The organism is Nocardia coffeae (assembly GCF_019890715.1).
In the GTDB taxonomy this organism is placed as follows: domain Bacteria; phylum Actinomycetota; class Actinomycetes; order Mycobacteriales; family Mycobacteriaceae; genus Nocardia; species Nocardia jiangxiensis.
On record NZ_JAINZY010000012.1, the window covers coordinates 229,622 to 255,648 of the forward strand.

23 protein-coding genes are annotated in these 26,027 nt (G+C 69.5%); 10 read left to right on the plus strand and 13 right to left on the minus strand.

Features of this window, described 5'->3' with window-relative positions; genetic code table 11:
- Positions 1–24: 24 nt before the first annotated feature.
- The 9 genes from mraY to K7711_RS34885 all read right to left on the minus strand — a co-directional run bounded on the left by mraY (position 25) and on the right by K7711_RS34885 (position 10,319).
- Complete coding sequence (gene mraY / locus K7711_RS34845) at positions 25–1,101, minus strand: phospho-N-acetylmuramoyl-pentapeptide-transferase (protein WP_040821139.1); 1,077 nt, start codon at positions 1,099–1,101, stop codon at positions 25–27.
- Positions 1,098–2,654 (minus strand): UDP-N-acetylmuramoyl-tripeptide--D-alanyl-D-alanine ligase, encoded by a 1,557-nt coding sequence (locus K7711_RS34850; protein WP_222974912.1) that lies wholly within the window; start codon positions 2,652–2,654, stop codon positions 1,098–1,100. Before K7711_RS34850 ends, mraY begins: the two co-directional genes overlap by 4 nt.
- Complete coding sequence (locus tag K7711_RS34855) at positions 2,651–4,342, minus strand: UDP-N-acetylmuramoyl-L-alanyl-D-glutamate--2,6-diaminopimelate ligase (protein ID WP_308015087.1); 1,692 nt, start codon at positions 4,340–4,342, stop codon at positions 2,651–2,653. Before K7711_RS34855 ends, K7711_RS34850 begins: the two co-directional genes overlap by 4 nt.
- 175 nt (positions 4,343–4,517) lie before the next feature.
- Complete coding sequence (locus K7711_RS34860; RefSeq protein ID WP_222974914.1) at positions 4,518–6,320, minus strand: peptidoglycan D,D-transpeptidase FtsI family protein; 1,803 nt, start codon at positions 6,318–6,320, stop codon at positions 4,518–4,520.
- A gap of 98 nt (positions 6,321–6,418) precedes the next feature.
- Positions 6,419–7,282, minus strand: a complete 864-nt coding sequence (ftsL, locus tag K7711_RS34865) for a cell division protein FtsL (RefSeq protein WP_222974916.1) — start codon at positions 7,280–7,282, stop codon at positions 6,419–6,421.
- A gap of 37 nt (positions 7,283–7,319) precedes the next feature.
- Complete coding sequence (gene rsmH / locus K7711_RS34870; protein WP_235748267.1) at positions 7,320–8,303, minus strand: 16S rRNA (cytosine(1402)-N(4))-methyltransferase RsmH; 984 nt, start codon at positions 8,301–8,303, stop codon at positions 7,320–7,322.
- A 163-nt stretch (positions 8,304–8,466) separates the two neighbouring features.
- Positions 8,467–8,898, minus strand: a complete 432-nt coding sequence (gene mraZ / locus K7711_RS34875) for a division/cell wall cluster transcriptional repressor MraZ (protein ID WP_040821130.1) — start codon at positions 8,896–8,898, stop codon at positions 8,467–8,469.
- Between the two features lie 443 nt (positions 8,899–9,341).
- Positions 9,342–9,764: an SCO2097 family morphological protein gene (locus K7711_RS34880; protein WP_222974920.1), complete on the minus strand. Its 423-nt coding sequence runs from the start codon at positions 9,762–9,764 to the stop codon at positions 9,342–9,344.
- Positions 9,765–9,887: 123 nt separating this feature from the next.
- The gene (locus K7711_RS34885; RefSeq protein ID WP_235748224.1) at positions 9,888–10,319 is read right to left on the minus strand and encodes an SAV_6107 family HEPN domain-containing protein; all 432 of its coding nucleotides are present in this window, start codon (positions 10,317–10,319) and stop codon (positions 9,888–9,890) included.
- 176 nt (positions 10,320–10,495) lie between these two features.
- On the opposite strand from K7711_RS34885, the gene K7711_RS34890 reads away from it, so the two are divergent.
- The 5 genes from K7711_RS34890 to K7711_RS34910 are packed head-to-tail and all read left to right on the plus strand — an operon-like array spanning position 10,496 to position 15,528.
- Positions 10,496–11,152: a GNAT family N-acetyltransferase gene (locus K7711_RS34890; RefSeq protein WP_222974922.1), complete on the plus strand. Its 657-nt coding sequence runs from the start codon at positions 10,496–10,498 to the stop codon at positions 11,150–11,152.
- Entirely contained in the window at positions 11,149–12,711 is a 1,563-nt protein-coding gene (locus K7711_RS34895; protein WP_222974924.1) for a phytoene desaturase family protein, read from the plus strand. Before K7711_RS34890 ends, K7711_RS34895 begins: the two co-directional genes overlap by 4 nt.
- Positions 12,705–13,526 (plus strand): carotenoid biosynthesis protein, encoded by an 822-nt coding sequence (locus K7711_RS34900; RefSeq protein WP_372460215.1) that lies wholly within the window; start codon positions 12,705–12,707, stop codon positions 13,524–13,526. The genes K7711_RS34895 and K7711_RS34900 overlap by 7 nt, the downstream gene beginning before the upstream one ends.
- A gap of 27 nt (positions 13,527–13,553) precedes the next feature.
- Positions 13,554–14,291, plus strand: a complete 738-nt coding sequence (locus tag K7711_RS34905) for an LppM family (lipo)protein (protein WP_222975097.1) — start codon at positions 13,554–13,556, stop codon at positions 14,289–14,291.
- A gap of 55 nt (positions 14,292–14,346) precedes the next feature.
- Positions 14,347–15,528: a glycosyltransferase family 2 protein gene (locus K7711_RS34910; protein ID WP_222974926.1), complete on the plus strand. Its 1,182-nt coding sequence runs from the start codon at positions 14,347–14,349 to the stop codon at positions 15,526–15,528.
- 176 nt (positions 15,529–15,704) lie between these two features.
- Here the strand turns inward: K7711_RS34910 and K7711_RS34915 are convergent, their stop codons facing one another.
- A complete protein-coding gene (locus K7711_RS34915) occupies positions 15,705–16,427 on the minus strand; it encodes a hypothetical protein (protein WP_222974928.1) in 723 nt (240 codons plus the stop codon).
- Between the two features lie 102 nt (positions 16,428–16,529).
- On the minus strand, positions 16,530–17,525 hold the full coding sequence (locus tag K7711_RS34920; RefSeq protein WP_222974930.1) for a methylenetetrahydrofolate reductase: 996 nt from the start codon (positions 17,523–17,525) through the stop codon (positions 16,530–16,532).
- Between the two features lie 110 nt (positions 17,526–17,635).
- Here K7711_RS34920 and K7711_RS34925 point away from each other — a divergent pair, with 110 nt between their 5' ends.
- From K7711_RS34925 to K7711_RS34940, 4 genes are all read left to right on the plus strand, one after another.
- Entirely contained in the window at positions 17,636–18,799 is a 1,164-nt protein-coding gene (locus K7711_RS34925; RefSeq protein ID WP_222974932.1) for a polyprenyl synthetase family protein, read from the plus strand.
- On the plus strand, positions 18,796–20,388 hold the full coding sequence (gene crtI, locus K7711_RS34930) for a phytoene desaturase family protein (RefSeq protein ID WP_222974933.1): 1,593 nt from the start codon (positions 18,796–18,798) through the stop codon (positions 20,386–20,388). Before K7711_RS34925 ends, crtI begins: the two co-directional genes overlap by 4 nt.
- Before the next feature lie 130 nt (positions 20,389–20,518).
- A complete protein-coding gene (locus K7711_RS34935) occupies positions 20,519–22,180 on the plus strand; it encodes an alpha-(1->6)-mannopyranosyltransferase A (RefSeq protein ID WP_222974935.1) in 1,662 nt (553 codons plus the stop codon).
- On the plus strand, positions 22,177–23,121 hold the full coding sequence (locus K7711_RS34940) for a phytoene/squalene synthase family protein (protein WP_222974937.1): 945 nt from the start codon (positions 22,177–22,179) through the stop codon (positions 23,119–23,121). Before K7711_RS34935 ends, K7711_RS34940 begins: the two co-directional genes overlap by 4 nt.
- Positions 23,122–23,132: 11 nt before the next feature.
- Here K7711_RS34940 and K7711_RS34945 read toward each other — a convergent pair whose 3' ends face one another.
- Positions 23,133–23,501: an Rv2175c family DNA-binding protein gene (locus K7711_RS34945; RefSeq protein ID WP_222974939.1), complete on the minus strand. Its 369-nt coding sequence runs from the start codon at positions 23,499–23,501 to the stop codon at positions 23,133–23,135.
- Between the two features lie 115 nt (positions 23,502–23,616).
- On the opposite strand from K7711_RS34945, the gene pknB reads away from it, so the two are divergent.
- Positions 23,617–25,551, plus strand: a complete 1,935-nt coding sequence (pknB, locus tag K7711_RS34950) for a Stk1 family PASTA domain-containing Ser/Thr kinase (RefSeq protein WP_222975099.1) — start codon at positions 23,617–23,619, stop codon at positions 25,549–25,551.
- On the opposite strand, the gene K7711_RS34955 is transcribed toward pknB, so the two are convergent.
- Complete coding sequence (locus tag K7711_RS34955; protein WP_222974941.1) at positions 25,526–26,026, minus strand: hypothetical protein; 501 nt, start codon at positions 26,024–26,026, stop codon at positions 25,526–25,528. The two genes, pknB and K7711_RS34955, sit on opposite strands and share 26 nt — an antisense overlap.
- Position 26,027 lies beyond the last annotated feature (1 nt).

Below are 26,027 nucleotides of genomic sequence, written 5' to 3' on the forward strand. Positions count from 1 at the left end.
GGAGTGTGTTCGACCATTGCTGCTTTACCCGACCTGAGAGAGGTATTCGCTGTAGAACAAGCCAAGTCCGATCGCCGACGCTATGCCCGCGAGTAACCAGAACCGAATGATCACCGTAGTCTCGGCCCATTTGCTGAGTTCGAAGTGGTGGTGGAACGGCGCCATCTTGAACAGTCGGTTGCGAGTCGTGCGATAGACCGCGACCTGCAGGACGACCGACGTGGTCTCGGCGACGAACAGCGCGCCGATCACGATCATCAGCAGTTCGGTACGCGACAGCAGCGACAGCCCGGCGATCAGCCCGCCGAGGGCCAGCGAACCGGTGTCGCCCATGAAGATCTTCGCCGGAGCCGCGTTCCACCACAGGAACCCGATGCACGCGGCCGCACCCGCGGCGCAGATCAGCGCCAGGTCCAGCGGGTCGCGCACGTTGTAGCAGCCCGCTTCGGCGTGCACCGAGCACGCGTTGCGGTACTGCCAGAAGGTGATGATCACGTAGGCGCCCAGCACCAGGCTCATCGACCCCGCGGCCAGACCGTCCAGACCGTCGGTGAGGTTCACCGCGTTCGACCAGGCGACCACCACCAGACAGACGAAGGCCAGGAAGATGATCACCCCCATCGAGACAGTGGTGATGTCGCGGACGTAGGACAGGTGCCGGCTCGCCGGTGTCTGCTTGTTCGCCCCCGGGAACTGCAGCGCGAGCACACCGAACACCACGGCCGCGGAAAGCTGTCCGATGTACTTGCCCGCCGCGGTGAGACCGAGGTTGCGGCCCTTGCGCAGTTTGATGAAGTCATCGATGAATCCGACCCCGCCCAGTGCGGTGGTCAGCGCCAGCACCAGCAGGCCCGACACCGTCGGCCCCTCGGCGCGATAGCCGATGCCGATCAGGTGCGAACCCCAGTATCCGGCCCACAGTCCTGCCAGGATCGCGACGCCGCCCATCGTCGGAGTGCCGCGCTTGGCCTGATGGCTGGCCGGTCCGTCGATCCGGATCTCCTGACCGAAGCCGCGTTTGGCGAACATCCGGATCAGCAACGGCGTCAACAGGATCGACACCGCCAGTGCGATCGCCGCCGCGAAAAGAATCTGCCTCATCGGCCCGCTTCCGTGTCCACAGGAGGCACTTCCGAGCCCTCCGTACCGGCGCCGGGCGCTGCGATGCCCGGCGCGAGATGCTCTGCCACCGCCCACAATCCGACGGAGTTGGATGCTTTGACCAGCACCACGTCGTCGGCCGCGAGCTCCTCGTCGAGCACCTCGAGTGCGGCGGCGATATCGGGGACCAGGATCGACTCCTCACCCCAGGAGCCCTCCATGACCGCCCCCTGATGCAATGCGTGCGAGGGCCGTCCGGTGCCGACCACGATGAGCCGGTCCACGTCCAGCCGGACCGCCAGACGGCCGATGCGATCGTGTTCGACCACCGAATCCGCACCCAGCTCGGCCATTTCGCCGAGCACCGCCCAGCTGCGCCGCTTCCCGCCGGGACCGCCGTGCGCACCGGCACGGGCCATGGTCACCAGCGCCTTGAGCGCGGCGCGCACCGAATCCGGATTGGCGTTGTAGGAGTCGTTGACGACGGTGACGCCGTCCGGGCGGGTGCGCACATCCATCCGATGCTTGGAAGCCGCCCGCGCACTCGACAGCGACCGCGCGACCGTCTCGAGGTCCGCACCGCATTCGAGGGCGACCGCGGCCGCGGACAGTGCGTTGGCGACCTGATGCTCGCCGTGCACCGACAGATGCACCGGCACCTCGGAACCATTGGCGCGCAACGTGAACCGGGCGCGTGCGGACTCGTCGAGCTGAACGTCCAGCGCACGCACATCCGCGCTCTCGGACTGCCCGGCGGTCACCACCCGCCCCACGGTGCGCGTGGCCATGGCCGCCACATTCGGATCGTCGGCATTGAGCACCGCCACCCCCGAGGGCGCCAGCGCCTCCACCAACTCGCCCTTGGCCTGCGCGATCGCCGCACGGCTGCCGAATTCACCCAGATGCGCGGTGCCGACGTTGAGCACCACCGCGATCGATGGAGGCGCGATCTCGGTGAGCGCCTTGATATGTCCGGGCCCGCGCGCGGACAGTTCCAGCACCAGGAAACGAGTGCCGGCATCGGCGCGCAACGCCGTCCACGGGAAACCGAGTTCGTTGTTGAACGACTCCGGCGGCGCGACCACCGTCCCGAGCGGGGCCAGCACCTGAGCCAGCAGATCCTTTGTCGAGGTCTTGCCGGAGGAACCGGTGACGCCGACGACGGTCAGCTCACCGCTCGCGGCCAGGCGATCCACGCTCGCGCGGGCCAGTTTGGCCAGCGCGGCGAGCACCGCGGCCGCCGAGCCGTCCGTATCGTGCGCCAGCACGTACGCCGAACCGCCGTCGGCCTGCTGCCCGGCCGGACTGACCACCACGGCGGGCACCCCGACCGGCCGCGCCGCCAGCACCGCGACCGCACCGGCGGCCACCGCACCGGCCGCATAGTCGTGCCCGTCGACCCGCGCACCCGGCAGCGCCAGGAACAGATCTCCGGAATTGATTCGGCGCGAATCGAATTCGACCGCACCGGTCACCGTCACCGCGGGATCGGGAACATCGTGCAGCGTGCCGCCGACGATCTCCGCGATCTCCCGCAGGGTCATCTCGATCATGAAACCGTCAGGTCCTTGTCATCGGGCGCCGATCGCCGGCAGAGGGCCTCCGCCAGCACCTCGCGGTCATCGAACGGATACTTCACACCCGCAATCTCCTGCCCTGTCTCATGCCCCTTACCGGCCACCAGCACCACATCGCCGGACCGCGCCCAGTCCACCGCCGCGGTGATGGCCGCCGCGCGGTCACCGATCTCGGTGACCTCACCGCGTTCGGTCTCGGCCATACCGAACGCCCCGGCGCCGATCGCCGCGCGAATCGTCGCGGGATCCTCACTGCGTGGATTGTCGTCGGTGATGATCACCAGTTCCGCACCGCGTGCGGCGGTCGCGCCCATCAGCGGGCGCTTGCCGGGGTCACGGTCACCGCCCGCACCGACCACCACGGCCAGCCGACCGCTCGAACCCTTCAGATATTCGCGCAGTGTCGCGATGACCGACTCGACCGCGGCCGGTTTGTGCGCGTAGTCGACCACGGCCAGGAAATCCTGCCCACGATCCACCCGCTGCATCCGGCCCGGCACGTCGACCTCGGCCAGCGCCCGCCCGGCGACCCGGGCGTCCACGCCCGCCGCCGCGCACACCGCGATCGCGAGCAGGCCGTTGGCGATGTTGTAGCGGCCCGGAAGACGCAGCCGCACACCGACTTCCACAACCTCGGCCGACTCGGCGGCCGGACGCGCATCGTCGGACCGACCGCCCGGACCGACGGCGGTGAACTGCTGTTCGCCACCGTCCAGCGTGCTCGCGGCGACCGCGGTCCAATCCGGTTCGGCACCGTCACCGGCGGGACCGGAGCCGGTCGACACCCTCACCACCGGGGCGCGCCCGCCCACCTCGCGGGCCAGACGCCGACCCCAGGCGTCGTCCACACAGATCACGCAGGTCTGCGCGGCCACCGACCGGGACGACGAGGCGGGCCCATCCACCGACACCGGATCCGGGACGAACAGTTTGCGTTTGGCGGCGTAGTAGTCCTCGAAATCGGCGTGGAAGTCCAGATGATCCTGGGACAGATTCGTGAACGCGCCCACCGCGAATCGCACACCGTCCACCCGGCCCAGGGCGAGCGCGTGGCTGGACACCTCCATCACCACCGCCTGCACGCCCTGCTCGACCATCAGCGCGAACATCGCGTGCAGTTGCGGGGCTTCGGGCGTGGTGAGCGCACTGGGCACCCGCTGCCCGCCGATCCGGGTCTCGATGGTGCCGATCAGCGCCGTGCGCAGTCCGGCCGCGACCAGACCCGCCTCGACCAGATAGGAGGTGGTGGTCTTGCCCGAGGTGCCGGTGATGCCCAGCACCTGCAACCGCTGCGACGGGTTGCCGTAGATCGACGCGGACAGCTCGCCCAGTACCGAACGCGGATTCTCGTGCACCAGTACGGGCACGGAGAGTGCGCCGATCGATTCGGCGCCGGCGGCGTCGGTGAGCACCGCGACCGCGCCGCGTTCCACGGCGTCGGCGGCGAACCGGGCGCCGTGCGCATGCGCACCGGCGAGTCCGGCGAACAGATCACCCGGCTGCACCGCGTTCGAGCGTTGCTCGATACCGGTGATCACGACCCCGGCGAGCTCATCGGCGCCGACGCCGGAAAGGCGCGCGTCCGTGAGCTCGACGACCGTCTGCAGCTCCGTCGACGGCGGGACCGCCGGACGCAGCACCTGCGGGCTGGGCTGCACGGGCACGAGGCTCCTCTCAGTCACAATGCGGCTCTGCTCGGCAAATCCGCCGTGGACGGGTTTCGGATCGACGAGTCAGGGTACCGACGCCGGATCACAGCCGGGCAACGCGGCTGGGTATTGCGTGGGTCCCCGTGCATGATATTGGCCCGCCGATCCGGACCCGACACCGCCCGGCTGTTCACATCGCCTGCAGCACAAGCTCTTTCGCCGGGGGCGAGGGCGGCACCCGGTCACGCTGCAGCGCCCACGACGCGATGTTGTGGAACAGCGGGGCCGCGGACTGCCCGCCGCTGCCGTCGGAGCTGCGCACGGGCGCGTCCAGCATGATGCCGATGACGTAGCGCGGATTGTCCGCCGGCGCCATTCCGGCGAACGTGATCCAGTAGCGACTCTCGGAGTAGCAGTGGCAGGCGGAATCGATCTGCTGCGCGGTGCCGGTCTTACCGGCGACCTGGTAGCCCGCGATCGCCGCGGGCGTACCGGTGCCCTGCTGATACCCCATCGGATCCTTCTGCACGATGGACTGGAACATCTGCCGCAACGTCTGCGCGGTCTTGGCGCTCACCACCCGGACGCCGTCGGGCTGCTTCTCCTGCGTGGCGCTGCCACCCGGTCCGGTCCCGGACTTCACGATGCGCGGCGGAATTCGCACGCCGTCGTTGGCGATGGCCTGATACATCCCGGTCATCTGCAACAGCGTCATCGACAGACCCTGTCCGATGGGCAGATTCGCGAAGGTGGAACCGGACCACTGATCGCGCGGCGGGATCCGGCCGGCACTCTCGCCGGGCAGGCCGACGCCGGTGCGCTGACCGAGCCCGAACCGCTTCAACATGTCCGCATAGCGGTCCTCGCCGATCTTCTGCGCCAGCATCAGGGTGCCGACGTTCGAGGACTTGCCGAAGATTCCGGTGGTCGTATACGGCATCACGCCGTGCGACCAGGCATCGTGCACGGTGACCCCGCCCATCTCGATGCTGCCCGGCACCTGATGCACCTCGTCCGGCGTGGTCAGGCCGTATTCGATGGCCGCGGAGGCGTCGACGATCTTGTTCACCGAACCCGGTTCGAAGGCGTCGGTGACAGCCGGATTGCCCAGATTGGCCGAACCCCAGAACTGCGGTCCCTTGGCGGGATCGAAGGTGTTGTCGTTGGCCATCGCCAGCACCTGCGCGGTGTGTGCGTCCAGCACCACGACCGAGGCGTCCTTCGCACCGGACATGTCCTTGGCCTGCTGCACCTGCTGCTGCACGTAGTACTGCAGATCCGAATCGAGGGTGAGCTCCACGTCGGTGCCGTTCACCGCGGGATGGCGATTGCGTTCGCTGCCCGGGATCATCGCCCCGTCCGAACCCTGATCGTAAGTGTGTGATCCGTCGGTGCCCGCCAGACTCGAATCCAGCGCGGACTCGAGGCCGATCTGCCCGTGTCCGTCCCAACCGGTCGCGCCGATGATGTTGGCGGCCAGCGAACCGCCGGGGTAGACCGGCTTGTCGTGCCGTTCCTTGCCGACCTCGGGGAATTCGTCGGTGATCTCGGTGGCGATCCGGGGATCGACATCCCGCACGAGATAGACGAACGAGTCCTTGCTCTTCAGGTTGCTCAGCAGATCCTGCTCCGAGGGAGCGTCCTTGCCGATCTTGTCGTGGATGGCCTTGGCGATGGCCTTCAACCGCGTGTCGGGATCGGGCGCCTTGGGACTCTTGGCATGCGCCTCGGCGAGTTCCTTGCGCACGACGACCGGCTGGAAGGTCAGCCACTGGGTGGCGACGGTGAAGGCCAGCGCCTTGCCGTTCCGATCGGTGATCGAACCGCGCAGCGCGTAGTCCACCTTGTGCACGGTGCGCTGCGTCGCCGCCTCGGCCGAGAGCTTCGGTGCGGAAACCGTTTGGATCCACAGCAATTGGAGCGCGACGACCAGCAGGGCCACCAGCATGACGATCCGGCCGGTGCCGAACCGTAATCGCGAGGAGGAATCCATCCCGGCCCCGCCGCGGGCTCCAGCGGTCCGTCGCGGCCGCGCCGCGCGCGTGGTGCGACGGCCCGAGGGGGTGCGACCGCGGCCGCGTGCACCCGGGCTCACTGCCCGCCCCCGGGCGCCGGAACCGGCGTCACGGCGGGCGCGGCCGGATTCGGTACCGGCACAGTCTGATCGACGCGGGCTGCGGGAGCCGGAGTCGGCGCGGGCCGCGCTGCCGTCGCGGGCGCGGGAGCAGTGGCAGGGGTCGTCGGAGCCGCGGCCGGGTTCTGAGCCGGAGCCGGGGTCTGGGTCGCGGCCGGTGCCGACGGGGTCGGACCGGTGGTCGGCTGCGCCGGACCGTGCGCGGAGTTCCCGTCGGCCGGGTTCTGATTCGGCAACGCCGTCACCGGAACGATCCGTTCCCCTTGTGCCTGAGCCGGATTCGGAGTCGGCGCGGCAGGGGTGGTGTTCAGCGGCGGGGCCGGCGGGCCCAGCTGCGCGGTCTCCTTACCGATCACCGTGACCGCGCCGTTCGGCGCGACGATCAGGCGCGCGGGATCCTTGGCCGGGATCATGCCCAGCTCACGCGCCCGGGTCGCCAATTCCGGCGCGGCATCGGCCGCGGCCACCTGACGCTGCAGCTCGGCCTGCTCGTCGGAGAGTTGCTGGTTGATCTGGCGCGCGTCGCTGAGCTGGTAGCTGTCCTCGGCCGACCGCGTGGTCAGCAGCAGCGTGCACATCAGGCCGCAGCCCAACAGCACCAGAATGGCCACCACGAACGGGATTCGGCCGCTCATCACCGAGCGCCCCGGCAGCGGCGGCAGAACCGGACCGCCCCCGACGCGATTGCGGCGCCGGGCGTAGGCCCGCTTGGCCGCACCCGATGTCACGTGTTCGGGATCGTGCACCCGGCTCGGCGCGTTCCGCCGCTCCGTGGTCTTCCCGCCACGTCGTGGTGCGTCCACCCGTGTCCGCACGCTCATAGTCCCGCCTCCCCTACCGTTCGCACGTCGCCCGAACTCATCGCGACGCCTGAATTCGTTCCGCCGCGCGCATCCGGACCGGCGCCGCGCGCGGGTTGTCCTCGATCTCGGCGGCCGTGGCCTTCTCCGCACCACGGGTCAGCACCTTGAATTCCGGTCCCATACCGGGTAATTCGACCGGCAGGTCCATCGGTGTGCGCGAGGTCGATCGCTCCGCGAGAACATGTTTGACCACTTTGTCCTCCAGCGATTGATAGGACATGACCACGATGCGGCCACCGATCTCGAGCGCGTCCAGGGCCGCGGGCACCGCGGCCTCGAGCGATTCCAGCTCCCGGTTGACCTCGATCCGCAACGCCTGGAACGTGCGTTTGGCCGGATGCCCGCCGGTACGCCGGGTCGCGGCCGGGATCGCGGCGTAGAGCAGTTCCACCAGCTCGGCGCTGGTGGTGAAGGGTCGCTGCGCCCGCCGCCGGACGATCTCGCTCGCGATGCGGCCCGCGAAACGTTCCTCCCCGTAGACCTTCAGCACCCGGGCCAGCTCACCGTGGCTGTAGGTGTTGAGCACGTCGGCGGCGGTCGGGCCGGTGGTCGGATCCATCCGCATGTCCAGCGGCGCGTCGACCGAATAGGCGAAACCTCGGTCGGCCTCGTCCAATTGCATCGAGGACACGCCCAGATCCATCAGAATCGCTCGCACGGAATCGGTTTCGGCCAGACCTGCCTCGTGCAGCGCCGCGGCGATGCCGTCATATCTGGTGTGTACCAGCGTGATTCGATCCTCGAACGGCGCCAGCCGCGCGGCGGCCAGCCTCAGTGCCTCGGTGTCACGATCCAATCCGATGAGCCGAATCGAGGGATAGGTACGCAGGAAGTGCTCGGAATGACCGCCCAGACCGAGTGTGGCATCGACCATGACACCGCCGGATTGCAGTGCGGGACCGAGGATTTCGTCCGAACGACGGAGCAGGACCGGAACATGGCGGGGTGTGTGATCGGCAAGATCCACCTCGACCTCCAGATCCTCCTCGCCCCTGTCGCGGCGTCGCTGTGCGCATCGAACTCACTAGGTCGGACGGCCAATGTCCCGGGGTCTCTGACCGAAGCACGGCACCTGGCGTTGGGGAAGTACGTCAGGGTCCGTGTCGGGCAGAGGCCGCAGGACACTCGCCTCGCTCGCGGGGTTAGAAGATTCCGCCCAGCGACTCGTCTCTGGCCATCGAGTAGTCCTCCTCGTTCTCGGCGAGGTAGGACTCCCACGCCTGCTTGTCCCAAATTTCGAGGAAGTCGACCGAGCCGATCACCACGCAGTCCTTGGACAGGCTCGCGTAGCGGCGGTGTTCGACCGACAACGTGATGCGCCCCTGGGCATCGGGACGCTGCTCGTCCGTGGACGCCGCCAGGGCCCGGACGAAAGCCCGTGCCTGCGGATTGCTCCGGGACGCCGCGGCGGCTCGCCGCGCCAGCGCGGTGAACTCCTCCTTCGGATACACGGCAAGGCTGTGGTCCTGCCCTTTCGTGACCATCAACCCTCCCGCCAGTTCGTCCCGAAACTTCGCGGGCAACGTGAGTCGCCCTTTGTCGTCCAGGCGAGGCGTGTAGGTACCGAGAAACACTTCTCGACACCTCCCGCGTGATCACCCCGTCTGGTTGGTCTCCGCTCGTGCGCGCTCCACATTACCCCACTTTCCCCCACTTTCAATCGAAAGCCGCAGCGATCTCACGGCCGGCGTACCGGATTCCGCTGGTCACACCAGCTATCGGGCCGGTGGGGAGATTTTTCCGAGATACACGACACGCGAGCACGATTGAACGCATGACCCGAAAACCGCCAGCAAACCCCCTGAACGCATCTGCTATAACTGCACGAAACGCGACCGGCGCGAGCGCGGGTGGGGCGAGGTGGGGAATCGTGTGGGGCGAGGTGGGGATCCGGCCGCGGCGTCGCGCGAACCCTGGGAAAAGAAAGACACGCCGCACAACGTGCGGCGTGTCGTGTTATCCGCCCTTGATAGGGCGCAGCGCAAAACCCGGATCCGTCAAACGGATCCGGGCCTTGTCAGTTGTCCTGTTCGAACCGGCGCCTGAACCGATCCTCCATGCGGGCGGAGAAACCGCCGCCCTGCTTGCGCTGCTTGCCGCGGCCGGCCGTGGGCCCGCCGCCCTGCTGGGCCTCTTCGCCGCGGCGACCGCCGCCCGACGCGCCCGAGCTACCCAGGAGCAGCAGCACTCCGGCGCCGAACATCACGATGAAGCCGAACAGGCTGATGATGGGGAAGCCGCCTGGCTTGACTGGCAGGGCGATACCCGCGATCAGCAGGCAGAGGCCGAGGACGAAGAGTGCGGCCGACTGGAATCTACGTCTGCCCGTAGCAGAACGAAGACGTCCGCCTCGGACGGTCGAGGCGAACTTGGGATCCTCAGCATAGAGCGCGCTCTCGATCTGTTCGAGCATGCGCTGCTCGTGCTCGGAGAGTGGCACGGTACCTCCCCCGGCACTAGGTGTGGTGGTCGCCTCCGGGTAGGCGACGGACAGCCGACCTTGGCGGCTCTCTGTCACCATGATACGAGTTCGATCAGCGCGGTACCACCTACTCGCCGATGTTCACGCCGAGCCGTCGGCCAGCCAGCCGGTGATCGGCCGCATCCGGGCCGCTGCGCTGATCGAATCCTCCACGTCGTGCAGGAATGCCCCTACCCGGGAAACGAACTCGTCGGCCACCTGAGCATCGACCGGACGGTCCAGCCCGGCCTCGATGGCCGCGCGGGTCTCGGAGAAGGAGCTGAAATAGTCCGACCACATCACGAATTCCGGTGCGGCCTGCTGCATCAGCACCCACGCATTGCGCGAGCGGGCCCGCGGCGCGCGGTCGGCCCCGGTCAGCGCGAGCACCGCCCCCGCCCCGCGCAGGGCCGCCAGATATGCGGTGCGGAATCGCTCACGCGAATCGGGCTCGGCCGCGGCCTGCAGCAGCAGCCCGTCGGCACGGTCCAGCAGACCGCCCGCTCGCCCCGGATGCTCCATCCGACCTGCCATCACGGCACCTCCCTACCGTCGTACACCCTGATTAGCGCGGTACATCGCCGACCACGCGAACCGAACAGATATTCGAACGTTTCAATGAGTGTGAATATAGAGACGACCACCGACAAACTTTCGCGCTCGCGCTCGCGGCGAGCGCCCGGGCCGAACGAGAGCCGCGCCGACCGGATATGACAGCCGCCAGACTTCCTCACGCACCCGCCCCCGTCGTCATCGACCTCTCGGCCGCCGCGCTGCGCTCCCGGCTGCACGACGCACTGGCCGTCTACGTCGCGGCGATGGACTATCCCCGCGGCACCGAATACCACCGCGCACCGATGTGGACCGAGCACACCGCCCGGCCGGGCTGGCAGGCCGTGGCCGCCGTGGTCCCCGACGAGACCGGCCGGTTCGACCTGCGCAGCGCGCCCATCGTGGGCATCGCCTACGGCTATCACGGTGCGCCGCACCAGTGGTGGCATCAGCAGGTGCACAACGGAATGCGCCGCTCGGGGTGGACCGAATACGCCGCCCGCGATCTGCTCGCGGACTATTTCGAACTGACCGAACTCCATGTGCATCCCAGCGCGCAGGGCCACGGCCTGGGCGAGATGCTGCTGACCCGGCTGCTGCGCAGCCGCCCCGAACGCGCGACGCTGCTGTCCACCCCCGAGGTGGATCGCGAGGCCAACCGCGCCTGGCGGCTGTACCGCCGACAGGGATTCACCGACGTGGTAAGGCATTTCGTCTTCTCCGGCGACACCCGGCGCTTCGCGGTGCTGGGCCGTCCGCTGCCGCTGCAGAGCCCGCCGATCGCCGAACCGCCCGTGCCGGGCCCGCGGCCGTGACGGTCCTGGTCCTCGGTTCGGGCCACAACGCGCTGGTCGCGGCCTGCTATCTGGCGCGGGCGGGCGAGCAGGTGGAGGTGCTCGAACGCGACGAGGTACCCGGCGGCGCGGTCTCGACCGTGGAGCGGTTCCCGGGACATCTGGTCGATCGCGGCTCCTCGGCGCACATCATGATCCGGCACACCGGGATCATCGAGGAGCTCGGGCTCGACCGGTTCGGGCTGCGCTACATCGACTGCGATCCCTGGGGTTTCGCACCCGCACCGCCCGGAACCGATCTCGCCCCGATCGTGTTCCACCGCGACCTGGACCGCACCTGCGCGGCCATCGCGGTGGCCTGCGGCGCCCGCGACGCGGACGCGTACCGCCGTTTCGTGCGGGTGTGGGGACCGCGCGCGCAGCGGGTGATGCGCGCGTTCGCCGGGCCGCCCGGACCCGGGCGGCTGCTGCGCTCGTTCTGGGGTCTGGACGCTCGGGCGGGCGGCAGCGCGCTGTCGCGGGAATTCCTGCAATCCGGAGATGCGCTGCTGGACAGCCTCTTCGACGACGAGCGGCTCAAGGCGGCGCTGGCCTGGTTCGGTGCGCAGTCCGGACCGCCGATGTCCGAACCGGGCACCGCGCCGATGGTCGGATTCGCCGCGCTCATGCACACGCTGCCGCCCGGTCGCGCGGTCGGCGGAAGCGGCGCTCTGACAACGGCTCTGGCCGCGCGGCTGCGCTCCGACGGCGGGGTGCTGACCTGTGGTGACGCGGTCACCGAACTGCGCCGTGACGGCACCGGCTGGCGGGTCCGCACGGCCTCGGGCCGAGAGCTGTTCGCGCGCACCGTGATCGCGGGCACGCACATCCTGACCACATTGGATCTGCTGCAGCGCGGCGGATTCGACGCCGGGGCGCTCGACGACTGGCGGCGGCGCATCCGGGTCGGGCCGGGGATCGGCATGGTGGTGCGGGTCGCCGCGAACGCACTCCCCTGCTATCCGGGTGCGACGGCCGACGACTCGGCCCGCGGACTGCAACTGCTCACCACCGATCGGCGGCAACTGCGTCTGGCACACGGTGCGGCGCTGGCCGGGGAGCTGCCGCCGCGGCCGGTGGTGCTGGCGATGAGCTTCAGCGCACTCGATCCGAGTATCGCCCCGGCCGGACAGCATCAGCTCTCGCTGTGGGCGCAGTGGCACCCGCGGCACCTGGCCGACGGGAGCGACTGGAGTGCGCACGCCGAACGCGAGGGTGACCGCATCATCGCCGAACTCGACGCGGCCGCACCGGGTTTCGCCGACACCGTGCTGGACCGGTTCGTGCAGACCCCGGCCGATCTGGAGCGCGAACTCGGCCTGATCGGCGGCAATGTCATGCATGTGGAGATGTCGCTGGACCAGATGTTCTTCTGGCGGCCGCTGCCGGAGCTGTCCGGACAGCGCGTGCCGGATGCTCCCGGGGTCTATCTGACCGGGGCCTCGACCCATCCCGGCGGGGGCGTCTCGGGAGCCAGCGGGCGCAGCGCCGCCCGGCTGGCGCTGCGGGATCTGCGTCGTCCGCGGTTGCGCCGGTGGTGAATCCGCGGACGGTCCGCGCCGCGCTGCGCTGGGCGCCCGCGATCACGGCCGTACTGCTGATCCTCACCCAGATCAGCTATCCGCTGACCACGGGCATCGGGCGGGACCTGGTGACCGCGGCCGTGGTACTGCTGTCCGCGCTGACCGCACTCACGCACGCCTGGGCCACCCGCGGTCCGCGCTGGGCCGCCGGACTGCTGCTGATCGTGTCCGGACTCGGACTGGCCGCCGAGATCGTGGGCGTGGCAACGGGATTCCCCTTCGGCTGCTACACCTACGCACAGCACCGGCTCGGTCCCGAACTGGCCGGTGTGCCGCTGCTCGTGCCGCTGGCCTGGACCGGCGGGGTGTATCCGGTCTGGATCGTGGCCGGACTGCTGTGTCGGCCGGGAAAACCCCGGGCCCGGACACGTATCCCGCTGACCGCACTGGGCGCGGTCGGCTGGGATCTGTTCCTGGACCCGCAGATGGTGTCCGCCGGACAGTGGTCCTGGTGCTCGCCGCTGCCCGGACTGCCGGGCACACCACACATCCCGGTGACGAACTATCTGGGCTGGTTCGCCGTCGCGCTGCTGATGGCAGCGCTTCTGGAGGCGCTGGACCGCCGCGACGCCCCGGCGGACCGCAGGGTCGCTGTCCCGGTCGTGGTCTTCCTGTGGACCTGGCTGGGCTCCACCCTCGCCCACGCGGTCTTCCTGGGCCTGCCCGCCTCGGCCGGGTACGGATTCCTCGGACTCGGCCTGCTCGGCATTCCGCTGCTGTACACCTCGGCCCGTCGCATGCCGGTCCGCTCGGCGGGCCATGGCACGATGTGACCCGTGCAGCCGAGTCCGACACCACCGATGCCCGACGTCACGAGCGCACCCCCGCGCCGCGGCACGAAGCCCCCGACGCGCCGTCGCGCCTGGTCGGCGCTATTACTGCTGGCCATGCTGCTGCCGTTGCTGGCCGGCTGCCTGCGGGTCCAGGTCTCGATGGGCGTGTCCTCCAACGACCGCGTGTCCGGCCATATCGTCGTCGCGGTGGTCCCGGCCAACGACAAGGACAAAGGGCCGCAACTGAAGGTGCCCGGTCCGCTGGCCGGCAAGGTCCGCGTCCAGTCGTACAGCCAGGACGGCTACGTGGGCAGTCAGGTGTATTTCGACGATCTGACCTTCGGGGAGATCGGCGAGCTCGGCGGTCTGTCCGATCAGACGCAGGGCATGTTCACCCTGCAGTTCGTCCGGACCGGCGATCTGGTGACGCTCAACGGCCGCGCGGACCTGAAGTCGGTGCCGCCCCAGGGGTCGGACATCCAGTTCACCATCGCGTTCCCGGCCCGGGTGGCCACCACCAACGGCACCCGCGACGGCGATTCGGTGGTGTCCTGGAAGCTGCCCGCCGGTGATGAGAGCACGGTGCACGCCGAGGCCAGCTACGCCGATCCGAACACCCGCTCGTTCGCCGGGTGGGCCGGGATCGTCGGCGGTATCACCCTCGCCGTCGCCGCGCTGGTCGCCGTCATCGCGTACCTGAGCCGGAACCCGACCCCGAACTACGTCTCCCGGCTGCGCGAGCCGCGCACGCGGGAGAAGGTCTGACCCGCAGGAGACGATCGGGCGGAGCGACTGCGGAAACCCGCGAGAACGGAAGCGTATGAGAAGCACTCTGGTGAGACGAGCGGTGGTCGCCGGGACGGCCGTGTCAGCGGCGGGCTGTGCCCTGACGGTGCTGAACCGGCTCACCGTGCGACGGCTCGGAGTGGTGGGCCCGCCGGTGATCGAACCGGTGACCGTCTGCGTCCCGGCGCGGGACGAGGCTGTGCGACTGCCGGGCCTGATCGCTGATCTGCGTGGCCAGCACGGAGTTTCGCGGATGCGGGTGCTGATCATGGACGACAGCTCCGGGGACGGCACCTATGCCGCGGCGGTCGCGGCGACCGGGGACGACGAGCGTTTCACCATCGTCACCGCACAGAGCGAGCCGCGGCCCGGTTGGACCGGAAAATCCTCCGCCTGCGCCCGGCTGGCCGAGATCGCCTGGGCCAGTGCGGATTCCGATGAACCGCCCGCGGGGGCGCTGATCTTCCTCGATGCCGACGTCCGGATCGGCGCGGGTGCGATCGCCGCCGCGGTCGGCGAATTGCGCCGCACCGGTGCGGGATTGGTGTCGCCCTGGCCGCGCCAGCTGGCCGGATCGTTCGCCGAGACGCTGGTCCAGCCACTGCTGTGCTGGTCGTGGGCCGCGACGCTGCCGGTGCGCCTGGCCGGGCGCAGTCTGCGCCCCTCCACCGCGGTGTCCTGCGGGCAGTTCCTGGCCTTCGACGCGGCCGCCTACCGCGCGGCGGGCGGCCATGCCGCGGTGGCCACGCACGTCACCGAGGATCTCGCGCTGGCGCGAGCGGTACGGCGCACCGGGCGGCGCACCGTCCTGGTTTCCGCGGGCCGCATCGCGAACACCCGGATGTACCGGGGCGCAACCGAACTCGACACCGGATACACGCGGTGGCTGTGGTCGGCGTACGGCTCCGCGGCAGGCAGTGCCGCGGTCGGCGCGACGGCCGTGCTGGCCTACTGGGTCCCGCCCCTGGCGGCACTGTTCGGCCGGGGCGTGACCCGTCGCGTCGGGCTGGTCGGCTACGCCTGCGCCGTCGCGAGCCGCCTGGCCGCCCGCTCCCTGGAATCCGGTGGGACACTGGCCCTCCCGGACGTCCCGGCGGCACTGGCCCATCCCCTCTCGGTGGCGGCGTACCTACGGCTGTCCATCCGCTCTCATCGGCTGCACCGATCAGGCGGCCTGACCTGGAAGGGGCGCGCGGTCGCCGAACGCGTCAGCTGATCTCGATGAATCCGGTTGCCCGCTGGAATGTTCGAGCCCTCACGCGGACCCGGTGCGGAACGACGAACCCGCGGCCGATCGGTGCAGCCGCGTGGTCCGCACGCCGGGTCTGCTGCTTCTCGGATTCGATTGCCCGCCCGGCTGATTCGACATTCGGGCGGGCTCGGCGAATCGGCTCAGGCGACTCGGGTGACGCCGACGGTCGGCAGGAACAGGCAGGTCCGGTCCCCGTTGTGCACAGTGCCGAAGACCGCGGCCAGGACGGTTCCCGAGCCGGTGTCGACCGGAACCGCACGCACTCCGCCCGACGGTAGTGCGGTGCCCAGGAAGTTCTCGATGGCCTGCTGGGCGAGCGGGCGCATCGCCGGAGCCACCTGCGGCGGGACCATCGATGCGGCCACAGCGGCCACCGATCCCATCGGGGTCATGCCGCTGCGCCCGGTGTTGGCGTTGAACCAGGCCACCTGCATCCCGGAGGTGTCGGTGCTGTCGGGGCCGAGTCCGTAGGGCACGAAGGCGAACATCGTGTGCCCGGCCTTGACCGCGGACAGATCCTCCCCGGGCATGCTCACCGTGGTCTTCGGCCACGGGCCGGGCACCGCGCCGGCGATCGCCGGGACCAGGCCCAGCGTGCTGCCGTTCGCGCAGAACGCCGAGGCCGAGGGGTACAGGAACGGATCCATCCCGAACTGCTGCAATCCCTCGATCGCCCGGTGATAGGCGCCCAGCGCATCGGTCTGCGCGATGGCGCCGTGCCAGGCAGTGGTCACCGCCGACGCGGCGGCGGCCGCGGACGGGCCCGGTGGCGCCGCCGACGCGGCGGTGAAACCGGTGCAGGCCAGCGCGGCGGATACTCCCACCACACCGGCGACGCGGACGAGATTGCGCAATACGGCCATCGGCACTCTCCTAGTCGTCACGGGTCCCGGTTCCTCACGGGTGCGCGTGATCGTACGCGCCGGATCAGCACATCAACCGCTAATCCGGCCGCGAAACGCCGACTAGGCTTCGACCGGTGTCGGGGCCACGGTGTATCCGAGATTGGTGAGCACCTCGGTGGTGGCCTTGGCGAAGTTCAGCGTGATGAAATGCAGGCACGGCGCACCTTCGGCAATCAACCGCTGACCGATCTCGGTGGCGATCTCGATACCGACCTCGCGCACCGCGTCGCGGTTGGCCTCGGGGTCGTTGCCCGCGGCCCGCTCCAACCGGGCCATCAGCGCGGGCGGCACGGGACGACCGGAGAGTTCCTCGGCGCGCTGCACGGTCCGCAACGAGGTGATCGGCATCAACTCCGGGATGATCGGCTTGTCACCCTGTACCGGATCGCACGCGCTCACCCGCTCCCGCAGACGCAGATAGTGGTCCACGTCGAAGAACATCTGCGTGATCGAATATTCCGCGCCCGCACGGAGTTTCGCGCACAGGTAGCGGGTGTCGTGGTCCAGGTCCGGCGACCGGTGATGGCCCTGCGGGAAGGAGGCCACCCCGACGTGGAAGTCGCCCAGATCGCGCACCATCCGCACGAGTTCCTCGGCGTATTCGACGCCCTCGGGGTGCCGTTGCCACTCCCCCAGCGGATCACCGGGCGGGTCGCCGCGCAGCACCAGCAGATTGCGGATCCCGGCGTCGGCGTACACGCCCACGATCGAGCGCAGTTCGGCGACGCTGTGCGCGACGGCGGTCAGATGCGCGACCGTGAGCAGTGTCGTCTCCTGCGCCAGTTCCCCGGTGACCCGCGCGGTGCGGTCGCGGGTCGAGCCGCCCGCGCCGTAGGTCATCGAGACGAAGGCGGGATGCATGCGTTCGAATTCACGTGCCGCACGCCACAGTCGAGCCTCCGCGGCCGAATCGCGCGGCGGGTTGAACTCCACCGAGAACGGGATGCTGCCGTCGGGACGCGGCCCCAGCCGACCCACGACGGACGGAGTTCCGGAAACCTGCGGCGGGCGGGGTCGGCCTGGGGTCGAGCGTCCCCGTACGTTGTCGAAACTCACCGGACCAGTCTAGTGGGACGCCCCCGGCCCGACGGGACCGTCCGCCGCGACCGGGGCAGAAGCGGACGCAGTATCGTTCCCATCCAGGGACGCCCGCGCGTCCGAACCATATGCGTCAGCGTTTTTCATCGGTGCTGTCGCGGCAAGTCACCTGGGAGGTTCCGTTGTCGGCCGATACCTCGACACGTCCGGGTCCGGCAGCGGATGCGGCCGGGCTGGTCGGCGCCGTCGCCGAGGCGCTGAATCGGTTCTTCGCCACGCGCCGCGAGATCGTCGCCCAGCTGGGCCCGGTCTTCGTCGATGCGAGCGAGGCGCTGCAGGACTTCGTGCTGCGCGGCGGCAAACGCACCCGTCCGGCCTTCGCCTGGACGGGCTGGCTGGGCGCGGGCGGCGATCCGGACGGCCCGCAGGCCACGGCGGTGCTGCATGCCTGCGCGGCGCTGGAACTGGTACAGGCGTGCGCGCTGATCCACGACGACATCATCGATTCCTCGCGCACCCGGCGCGGCTTCCCGACCGTGCACGTGGATTTCGAACGTCGGCACACCGCGCGCGAATGGGGCGGTGACGCAGGACATTTCGGTATCAGCGTCGGCATCCTGATCGGCGATCTGGCTCTGGCGTGGGCCGACGACATGGTCGCCGCGGCCCGGCTCGACCCGGCCGCGCGGGCCCGGTTCACCCCGGTCTGGGCGGCGATGCGCACCGAGGTGCTGGGCGGGCAGCTGCTGGACATCCACGGCGAGGCGGGCGAGGACGACTCGGTGGAGTCGGCGATGCGGGTCAACCGGTACAAGACCGCCTCCTACACGATCGAGCGGCCGCTGCACCTGGGTGCGGCCCTGGCCGACGCCGATCCGGCGCTGATCACGGCCTACCGCACCTTCGGCACCGATATCGGCCTGGCCTTCCAGCTGCGGGACGATCTGCTCGGCGTCTTCGGCGATCCCGCGGTGACCGGTAAACCCTCCGGCGACGATCTGCGCGAGGGCAAGCGCACCGTGCTGATCGCCGAGGCGCTGCGCCGTGCCGACGCCACCGACCCGGCCGCGGCAGCGTTGCTGCGCAACCGGCTGGGCACCGACCTGACCTCGGACGAGGTGGGCAGGTTGCGCGAGGTCATCACCGGACTGGGCGCGGTCCAGGACGTGGAGCGCCGCATCGACGACCTCACCGATCGCGGTCTGGCGGCGCTGGCCGGATGTTCGGCGACGCCGGAGGCCAAGCGGCGGCTCGAGGCGATGGCCTTGGCCGCCACCCGACGCGTCGCATGAGGACCGTCACCGGACGCACCGACCGCGTCATCGTGGTCGGCGCGGGCTTGTCCGGGTTGTCCGCGGCCCTGCATCTCACCGGCGCCGGGCGCACGGTCACCCTGCTCGAGCGGGCGGATCATCCCGGCGGACGGGTCGGGGTGTATCGCGGGCCGGATTACGAGATCGATTCCGGGGCAACGGTTCTCACGGTTCCCGAACTCATCGACGAGGCGCTGGGCGCGGTCGGGGCCGACAGCGCGTCCCGGGGTCTGCGCATCCATCGGCTCGCCCCGGCCTATCGGGCGCGGTTCGCCGACGAATCGGTCATCTCGGTGTTCTCCGATCCGGACGAGATGGCCGCCGAAGTGGCTCGCGCGTGCGGGCCGGACGAGGTCGCCCGGTATCGGCGGCTGCGAGCCTGGCTGGCCCGGATCTACGGGGCGGCCTACGGCGAGTTCATGGATACCAACTTCGATTCCCCGCTCGACATGGTCACCATCGGCCGCAAACGGGCGGCATTGCTCGAGCTGGTGCGCGCGGGCGCGTTCGGGCGGCTCGGCCCGCGGGTCGGTCGGACCCTGCGCGATGAGCGGCTGGCCCGGCTGTTCACCTTCCAGGCCCTGTACGCCGGGATGGCTCCCGCGCAGGCGCTCGGGGTGTACGGGTCGATCCCGCACATGGACACCTGCCTGGGCGTGTACTTCCCCGAGGGCGGGATGCGCGCGGTGACCGCGGCTCTGGCCGGTGCGTTCACCGATGCGGGCGGGCGGCTCGAACTGGGCGTCGAGGTGACCGGAATCGACTACCGCGACGGGCGCGCACACCGGGTGCGCACCGCCGCGGGGACCTACGACTGCGATGCGGTGGTGCTCACCGCCGATCTCGGCTCGCTGCCCCGGTTCGGAATCCCCCGTCGGCGGCCGCTGCGCGCCGCCCCCTCGGCGGTCGTCGCGCACGGCACGGTTCCGGCCGAGGTCGCGGCGCGATGGCCGGTGCAGGCCCATCACACCATCGAATTCGGTCGTGCCTGGGACCGGACGTTCACCGAGATCGCCGCGCGACGCGGCCGAGGCCGGACGATGAGCGATCCGTCGCTGCTGCTGACCCGGCCCGCGCTCAGCGATCCCGGGCTGTTCATCGAGCGTGACACCCGCCACGAGCCGTTCTCACTGCTGGCACCCTGCCCGAATCTGGTTGCCGCGCCATTGGATTGGCCCCGCCTGGGCCCGGCCTACCTGCGCGAGCTGCTGGGCGTGCTGGAGCGGCGCGGATATCACGGCATCGCCGAACACTTCACCGTCGACCATCTGGACACGCCGCGGACCTGGGCCGATCAGGGCATGATCGCCGGAACCCCGTTCTCCGCGGCCCATCTGTTCCGGCAGACCGGCCCGTTCCGCACCAGGAACCTGCCGCGTTCGGCCGAGAACGTCGTCCTGGCCGGTTGCGGCACCACACCGGGTGTCGGCGTGCCGACGACGCTGCTGTCGGGAAAGCTGGCCGCACAGCGGATCACCGGTCGCAGCGGACCGGATGCGGGCTCATTCCCGGCCGAGCGCGCGCACCGAACCGGATCGGCGAGGGCCGCGACGAGCATTGCCGGGTGAGTTACCGGCATGCCGACATACAATGCGTGCCGACCGGCGCGATAGTGTTCCCGACAGAACTATTAAACTGGCCCGCGACCTACTGACCGCGGTTCCGACCGCACGTGATTCCCGGGGGGAACGACGACCTATGCCGACCCCCGAACCATCGACCGCCACCGCGGAACCCATCGCCACCACCGCGGCCCCGGAAACCGAGGCCGCGGCGATACCGCACACCCTGCGCTGGTGGCTGCGTTTCGCCGGTGAATTCCTGCGCAGCCCGGAGGGGCATGCCGCGTTCCTGGGTTTCTGGGGTTCGCTGATGATCACCCTCGGCGGCCTCGGCGCGGGTGCGGTGCGCCGCAACGATCCGCTGCTGGAATCCGCGCACCTGTCCTGGCTGCGCTTCGGTCACGGATACACGCTGGCGACGATCGTCGTGTGGCTGGGCGTGCTATCGATGATCGTGGCGTGGGTCCGGTTGGGCCGCATCACGATCGGCTTCGGCGGCGGTGTTCGGCTGATCTCGGGTCTGCGCAACGGCACCGACCCGGACAGCCCGGTGACACTCAACGAGCTGCGCGCGATCGTGGGCATCTGGATCTTCCCGCTGCTGTTCGCGGTGCCGATGTTCAGCCAGGACGTCTACTCCTACCTGGCCCAGGGCGCGCTGCTGCGGGACGGATTCGATCCGTACAAGGTGGGCCCCGTGGCCAATCCCGGCGTCCTGCTGGACAACGTGAGCCCGGTGTGGACCACCACCACCGCGCCCTACGGCCCGATCTTCCTGCTGCTGGGCAAGTGGATCACCACCATCACCGGCGCCAACGTCGTGGCCGGGACCTGGGCCATGCGGCTGGTGATGCTGCCCGGTCTGGCCCTGATGATGTGGGCGGTGCCGCATCTGACCAAACACCTCGGCGGTAAGCCGACGGTCGCGCTGTGGCTGGCGGTGCTCAATCCGCTGGTGCTGATCCACCTGATCGGCGGCGTGCACAACGAGATGCTGATGGTCGGGTTGATGGCCGCCGGTATCGCGCTGGTGCTCGAGCGGCATCACGTCGCGGGCATCGTGGTGGTCGCGATCGGGGTGGCGATCAAGGCGACCGCGGGCGTGGCACTGCCGTTCCTGGTGTGGATCTGGATGATTCACGAACGTGAACGCCGGGCGGCGAAGAACGAGGGCCCGCTACCGCATCCGATCTGGACGTTCGCGAAGATCGGCGGACTGGGTGTTTCGGTGTTCGCGGTGGTGTTCGTCGCCGCGTCGGCCGCGGCCGGGGTGGGCATCGGCTGGCTGACCGCGCTGTCCGGTTCGAAGAAGATCATCAACTGGCTGTCGCTGCCGACGATCATGGCGCACATCGTCACCTGGTTCACGCCCTGGGCGCTCGAGCCGGTGCTGTTCTGGACCAGGTCGATCTGTGCCGTCGCACTGGTGTTGGCGCTGGCCTGGACGTGGTGGCGGTTCAAACTCACCGAGCGCCAGGCCGTACTGGGCATCCTGATCGCCTTCGTCGCGATCGTCGTGCTGTCCCCGGCGGCGTTGCCCTGGTACTACTCGTGGCCGCTGGCGCTGGCCGCCGGATTCGCGATGTCGACGATGACGCTCATGGTGCTGGTCGGGCTGTGTACGTGGTTGATGTTGGTGTTCGAACCCGGCGGGGCCATCGGGTTGTACAACTTCTGGTATGTCGCGGCGGCAACGTTCGCCGCGGTGGTGGCGGCATTGTCGCTGCGCACGGTCGATCCGCTGCGACTGCGCGCAGGCTCCGGTAAACCCACCGGCAGCATCTCGCCACCGCGATGACGACGGTCGCCGCCGCGCGGGTCACGAGCGGGGAGCTGTCCGACGCCTACCAGCACTGCCGGGATATCGCCGCCGCACACGGCCGCACGTATTTCCTGGCGACCCGGCTGCTGTCCACCGAACGACGTCCGGCAGTGCACGCGCTGTACGCGTTCGCCCGGACGGTGGACGATATCGTCGATCGCGAGACCGTGGCGGGCACAACCGATTCCGCTACGGCGGTGGACCGTCTGGACCGGATCGAGGAGCAGTTGCGCGCCCGGCTCGACGACCGCGGCCCGTTCGATCCGGATCCGGTGCTCGCGGCCGTCGCCGATACGATCACCCGCTATCAGATTGCGCCGCAGCACTTCCGGGTCTTCCTCGCGGCCATGCGGATGGATGTGCCCGGCAGTGCGCAATTCCGGAACAGATACCGCACGATGACCGAATTACGCGACTACATGCGTGGTTCCGCGGCCGCGATCGGCCTGCAGTTGCTGCCGGTCCTGGGCACGGTCGTGCCGGTGGCCGAGGCCGAACCGGCCGCGGCGGCGCTGGGCGAGGCGTTCCAGCTGACCAACTTCCTGCGCGACGTCGGTGAGGATCTCGACCGCGACCGGATCTACCTGCCGTCCACCGAACTGGCCGCGTTCGGCGTCGACGAGGACCTGCTGCGGCACTGCCGCCGCACCGGCCACACCGACCACCGCCTACGCCGCGCGCTGGCCCATCTGATCGCCGCCAACCGAGCCCTGTACCGCACCGCCGCCCCGGGCATCGAGTTGCTCCACCCACGCGTCCGCCCGGCCATCCGCACCGCCGCGGTGCTGTACGCGGGAATCCTGGATGAGGTGGAGCACGCCGACTACGAGATCTTCACCCGTCGCGCGGTGGTGCCCCGACATCGCCGCCTGCGCGTCGCGGCACGACACCTCCCCGCCGCGATCACCGGTCGCTGATCCGACTCCCCTCAGAAGGGGTCGGCTGCGGCCCTGCGGATGACTTCCCGGGCCAGGGGGCCGTGGAGGGCGTCGATGGGGCGGCCGGGGAGGGATTCGTCGTCGCGGTAGATCCATTCCAGGATCTCCTCGTCGGTGTATTTCGCATCACGCATGACGGTGATCAGGCCGGTCAGGTGTTTGGCGATCTCTCCGGTGGAGTCGAAGAAGTCATCGGGGATGCCCGGGATGCCGCCGCGGCGGACCGCGATGATCTGGTGATCTCGCAGCATCTGATGCACTCTGGTCACGGCCATACCCAGTTGCTCGGCCACATCGGGCAGAGCGAGCAGGGTCACGGACTCCGGCAGCACGTCATCGCTGCATGGAAATGCGCTCACGCCGACAACGGTAGTCTGCGGTTCTCGCCTATACGATCGGTGGTGCCGCCATCGGGGTGGCACAGCGAGAGGTGAGAGCTTTGCGAAGGGCGGAGGACAGCAGTTGATCGGCCAGATGCTGGACGGGCGCTACCGCATCGATGCGCCGATCGCCCGGGGTGGCATGTCGATGGTGTTCCGCGGGGTGGACACGCGCCTGGACCGACCGGTCGCGATCAAGGTGATGGATCCGAAGTTCGCCGGGGACCCGCAGTTCCTGAGCCGCTTCGAGTTCGAGGCGCGCGCGGTGGCCAAACTCAAACACCCCTCCCTGGTCGCGGTGTACGACCAGGGCGTCGACGGTGAACATCCGTTCCTGATCATGGAATTGGTCGAGGGCGGCACGCTGCGCGAACTCCTGCGTGAGCGCGGCCCGATGCCCCCGCACGCGGTGGCCGCGGTCGCCGAACCGGTGCTGGCCGCGATCGGGGTGGCGCATCGCGCGGGGCTGGTGCATCGCGACGTGAAACCCGAGAACGTCCTGATCTCCGACGCCGGTGAGGTCAAGATCGCCGACTTCGGCCTGGTGCGCGCGGTGGCGGGATCGAATATGACCTCCTCGAGCGTCATCCTGGGCACCGCGGCGTACCTGTCCCCCGAACAGGTCGCCAACGGCAACGCCGATGCCCGCAGCGACGTGTACTCCTTCGGCGTCCTGATCTTCGAGATGCTCACCGGCAGAACGCCGTTCACCGGTGACACCTCGCTGTCGATCGCCTATCAGCGGGTGGAGAAGGACGTCCCGAATCCCAGCCGGTTCATCGAGGGCGTGCCCGCGGAGTTCGACGAGCTGGTCGCGCGGGCCACCGCCCGCGAGCCCGCCCACCGATTCGCCGACGCCACCGAGATGGCCGCGGAGCTGCGCGGCATCGTGCGGGAGCTGGATCTGCCCGCCTACCGGGTTCCCGCACCGCGCGAATCGGCCGAGCACCAGTCCGCCCGCTATCGCGCGGTCACCCCGCAGCGTCCGGCCCCGGCCGAACCGGCAACCACCCGGCTCGCCGCCGGACCGGCCGTCTCCCCGCACACCCGCGTGCTGACCACCTCGCATTCGCGGGCCGAGCCGACGGGCTACATCGCACCGCCCGAACCGCGCGAGCCCTACTACCCCGAATACGACGACGATCGCAGCCGGTCCCGGCGGCGGGTGCTGATCTGGGCGGCGGTCGTGGTGGCGCTGGCTCTGATTCTCGGCGTCGGCGGCTGGTATCTGGGGGTCGAGCGCTATTCGGCGGTCCCGGCGATCGCGGGTATGGACACCGCCGCCGCGACCACCGCGCTACAGCAGGCCGGATTCTCCACCACGCAGCGGAACAAGGCCTCGGACACCATCCCGGTCGGCGGCGTGGTCGGCACGGATCCGTCCGCTGGGGCGCGGGTGCTCAAGGGGTCGACGGTCGCGGTCCTGGTGTCCAGCGGCAAGCCGCAGGTGCCGCGGTTCAACTCCGGCGCGGATGTGCAGTCGGTCGAACAGTCCATCCGCGATCAGGGCCTGACCCCGGTGGACAGCGGCGAGATCGCCAGTACCGCGCCGAAAGGTTCCGTGGCGCAATTGGATCCGGCGCCGGGTACGTTGCTGCCCTCGGGCGCCGAGGTGAAGGTGTTCCGCAGCAAGGGATCCGTTCGGGTCACCCTGCCCGATGTGAGCGGCAAGAGTGTCGACGAGGCCAAGGCGGCGCTGCAGAGTGTGGGAATCACCGTGCAGGACACCAAGACCCAGTTCGATGCGCGAGTGAAGGCCGATCAGGTGATCGGCACCGATCCGGCTGCCGGCACCACCGCGCTGTCGGGCAGTTCGGTGACGCTGATCGTGTCGAATTCGGTGCAGGTGCCCGACGTGGTGGGCAAGAGTGCGAGCCAGGCCCGCACGGAATTGGAGAATCTGGGCTTCAAGGTCGTGCTGAATCAGGTGTTCAGCACCGATCGCGGCACGGTCCGCGTGCAGACGCCGTTCGGCGGAACCAATGTGGCGCCGGGCAGCACGATCACCTTGACTGTTCTGCCGTTCTGATCGGCGCGCCGACACTCGCACCGGCCAGCAGGTCCGAGCGGCTGATGCCGAGCCGGTCGGCCGCCAGATCGATGGCCTGCCCGAGCACTTCCTGCGAGCTGATTCCGACGACCTGGGACTGTTCGCGTCGTGTGTCGCCGCGCGCCACCCGGATCCGGCACCGCCAGATGCCGCCGCCGTGATCGATCTCCGGTCGTTCGATGACCACCGAGACCGTGAGTCCGTCGATGATCGTCTCGTGGGTGACCAGTTCGGTGGTGGCCGGAACCGATCGTTTTCCCACACCGGTCGGAAGCTGGGCCCGCCGACGCACGGCATAGCGTCGACCCATTCCTGAAAGCAATTCACCAGTTACCGGCATTGCGCGCATCGGGTCCTCCCACTGCATTTCCCGCTTTTTGTCGCCGAAGCGACGAACCAATACGGAAAACCTAACGCACCAGTCCCTATCCAGCAACAGTTCAGCAAATATCACC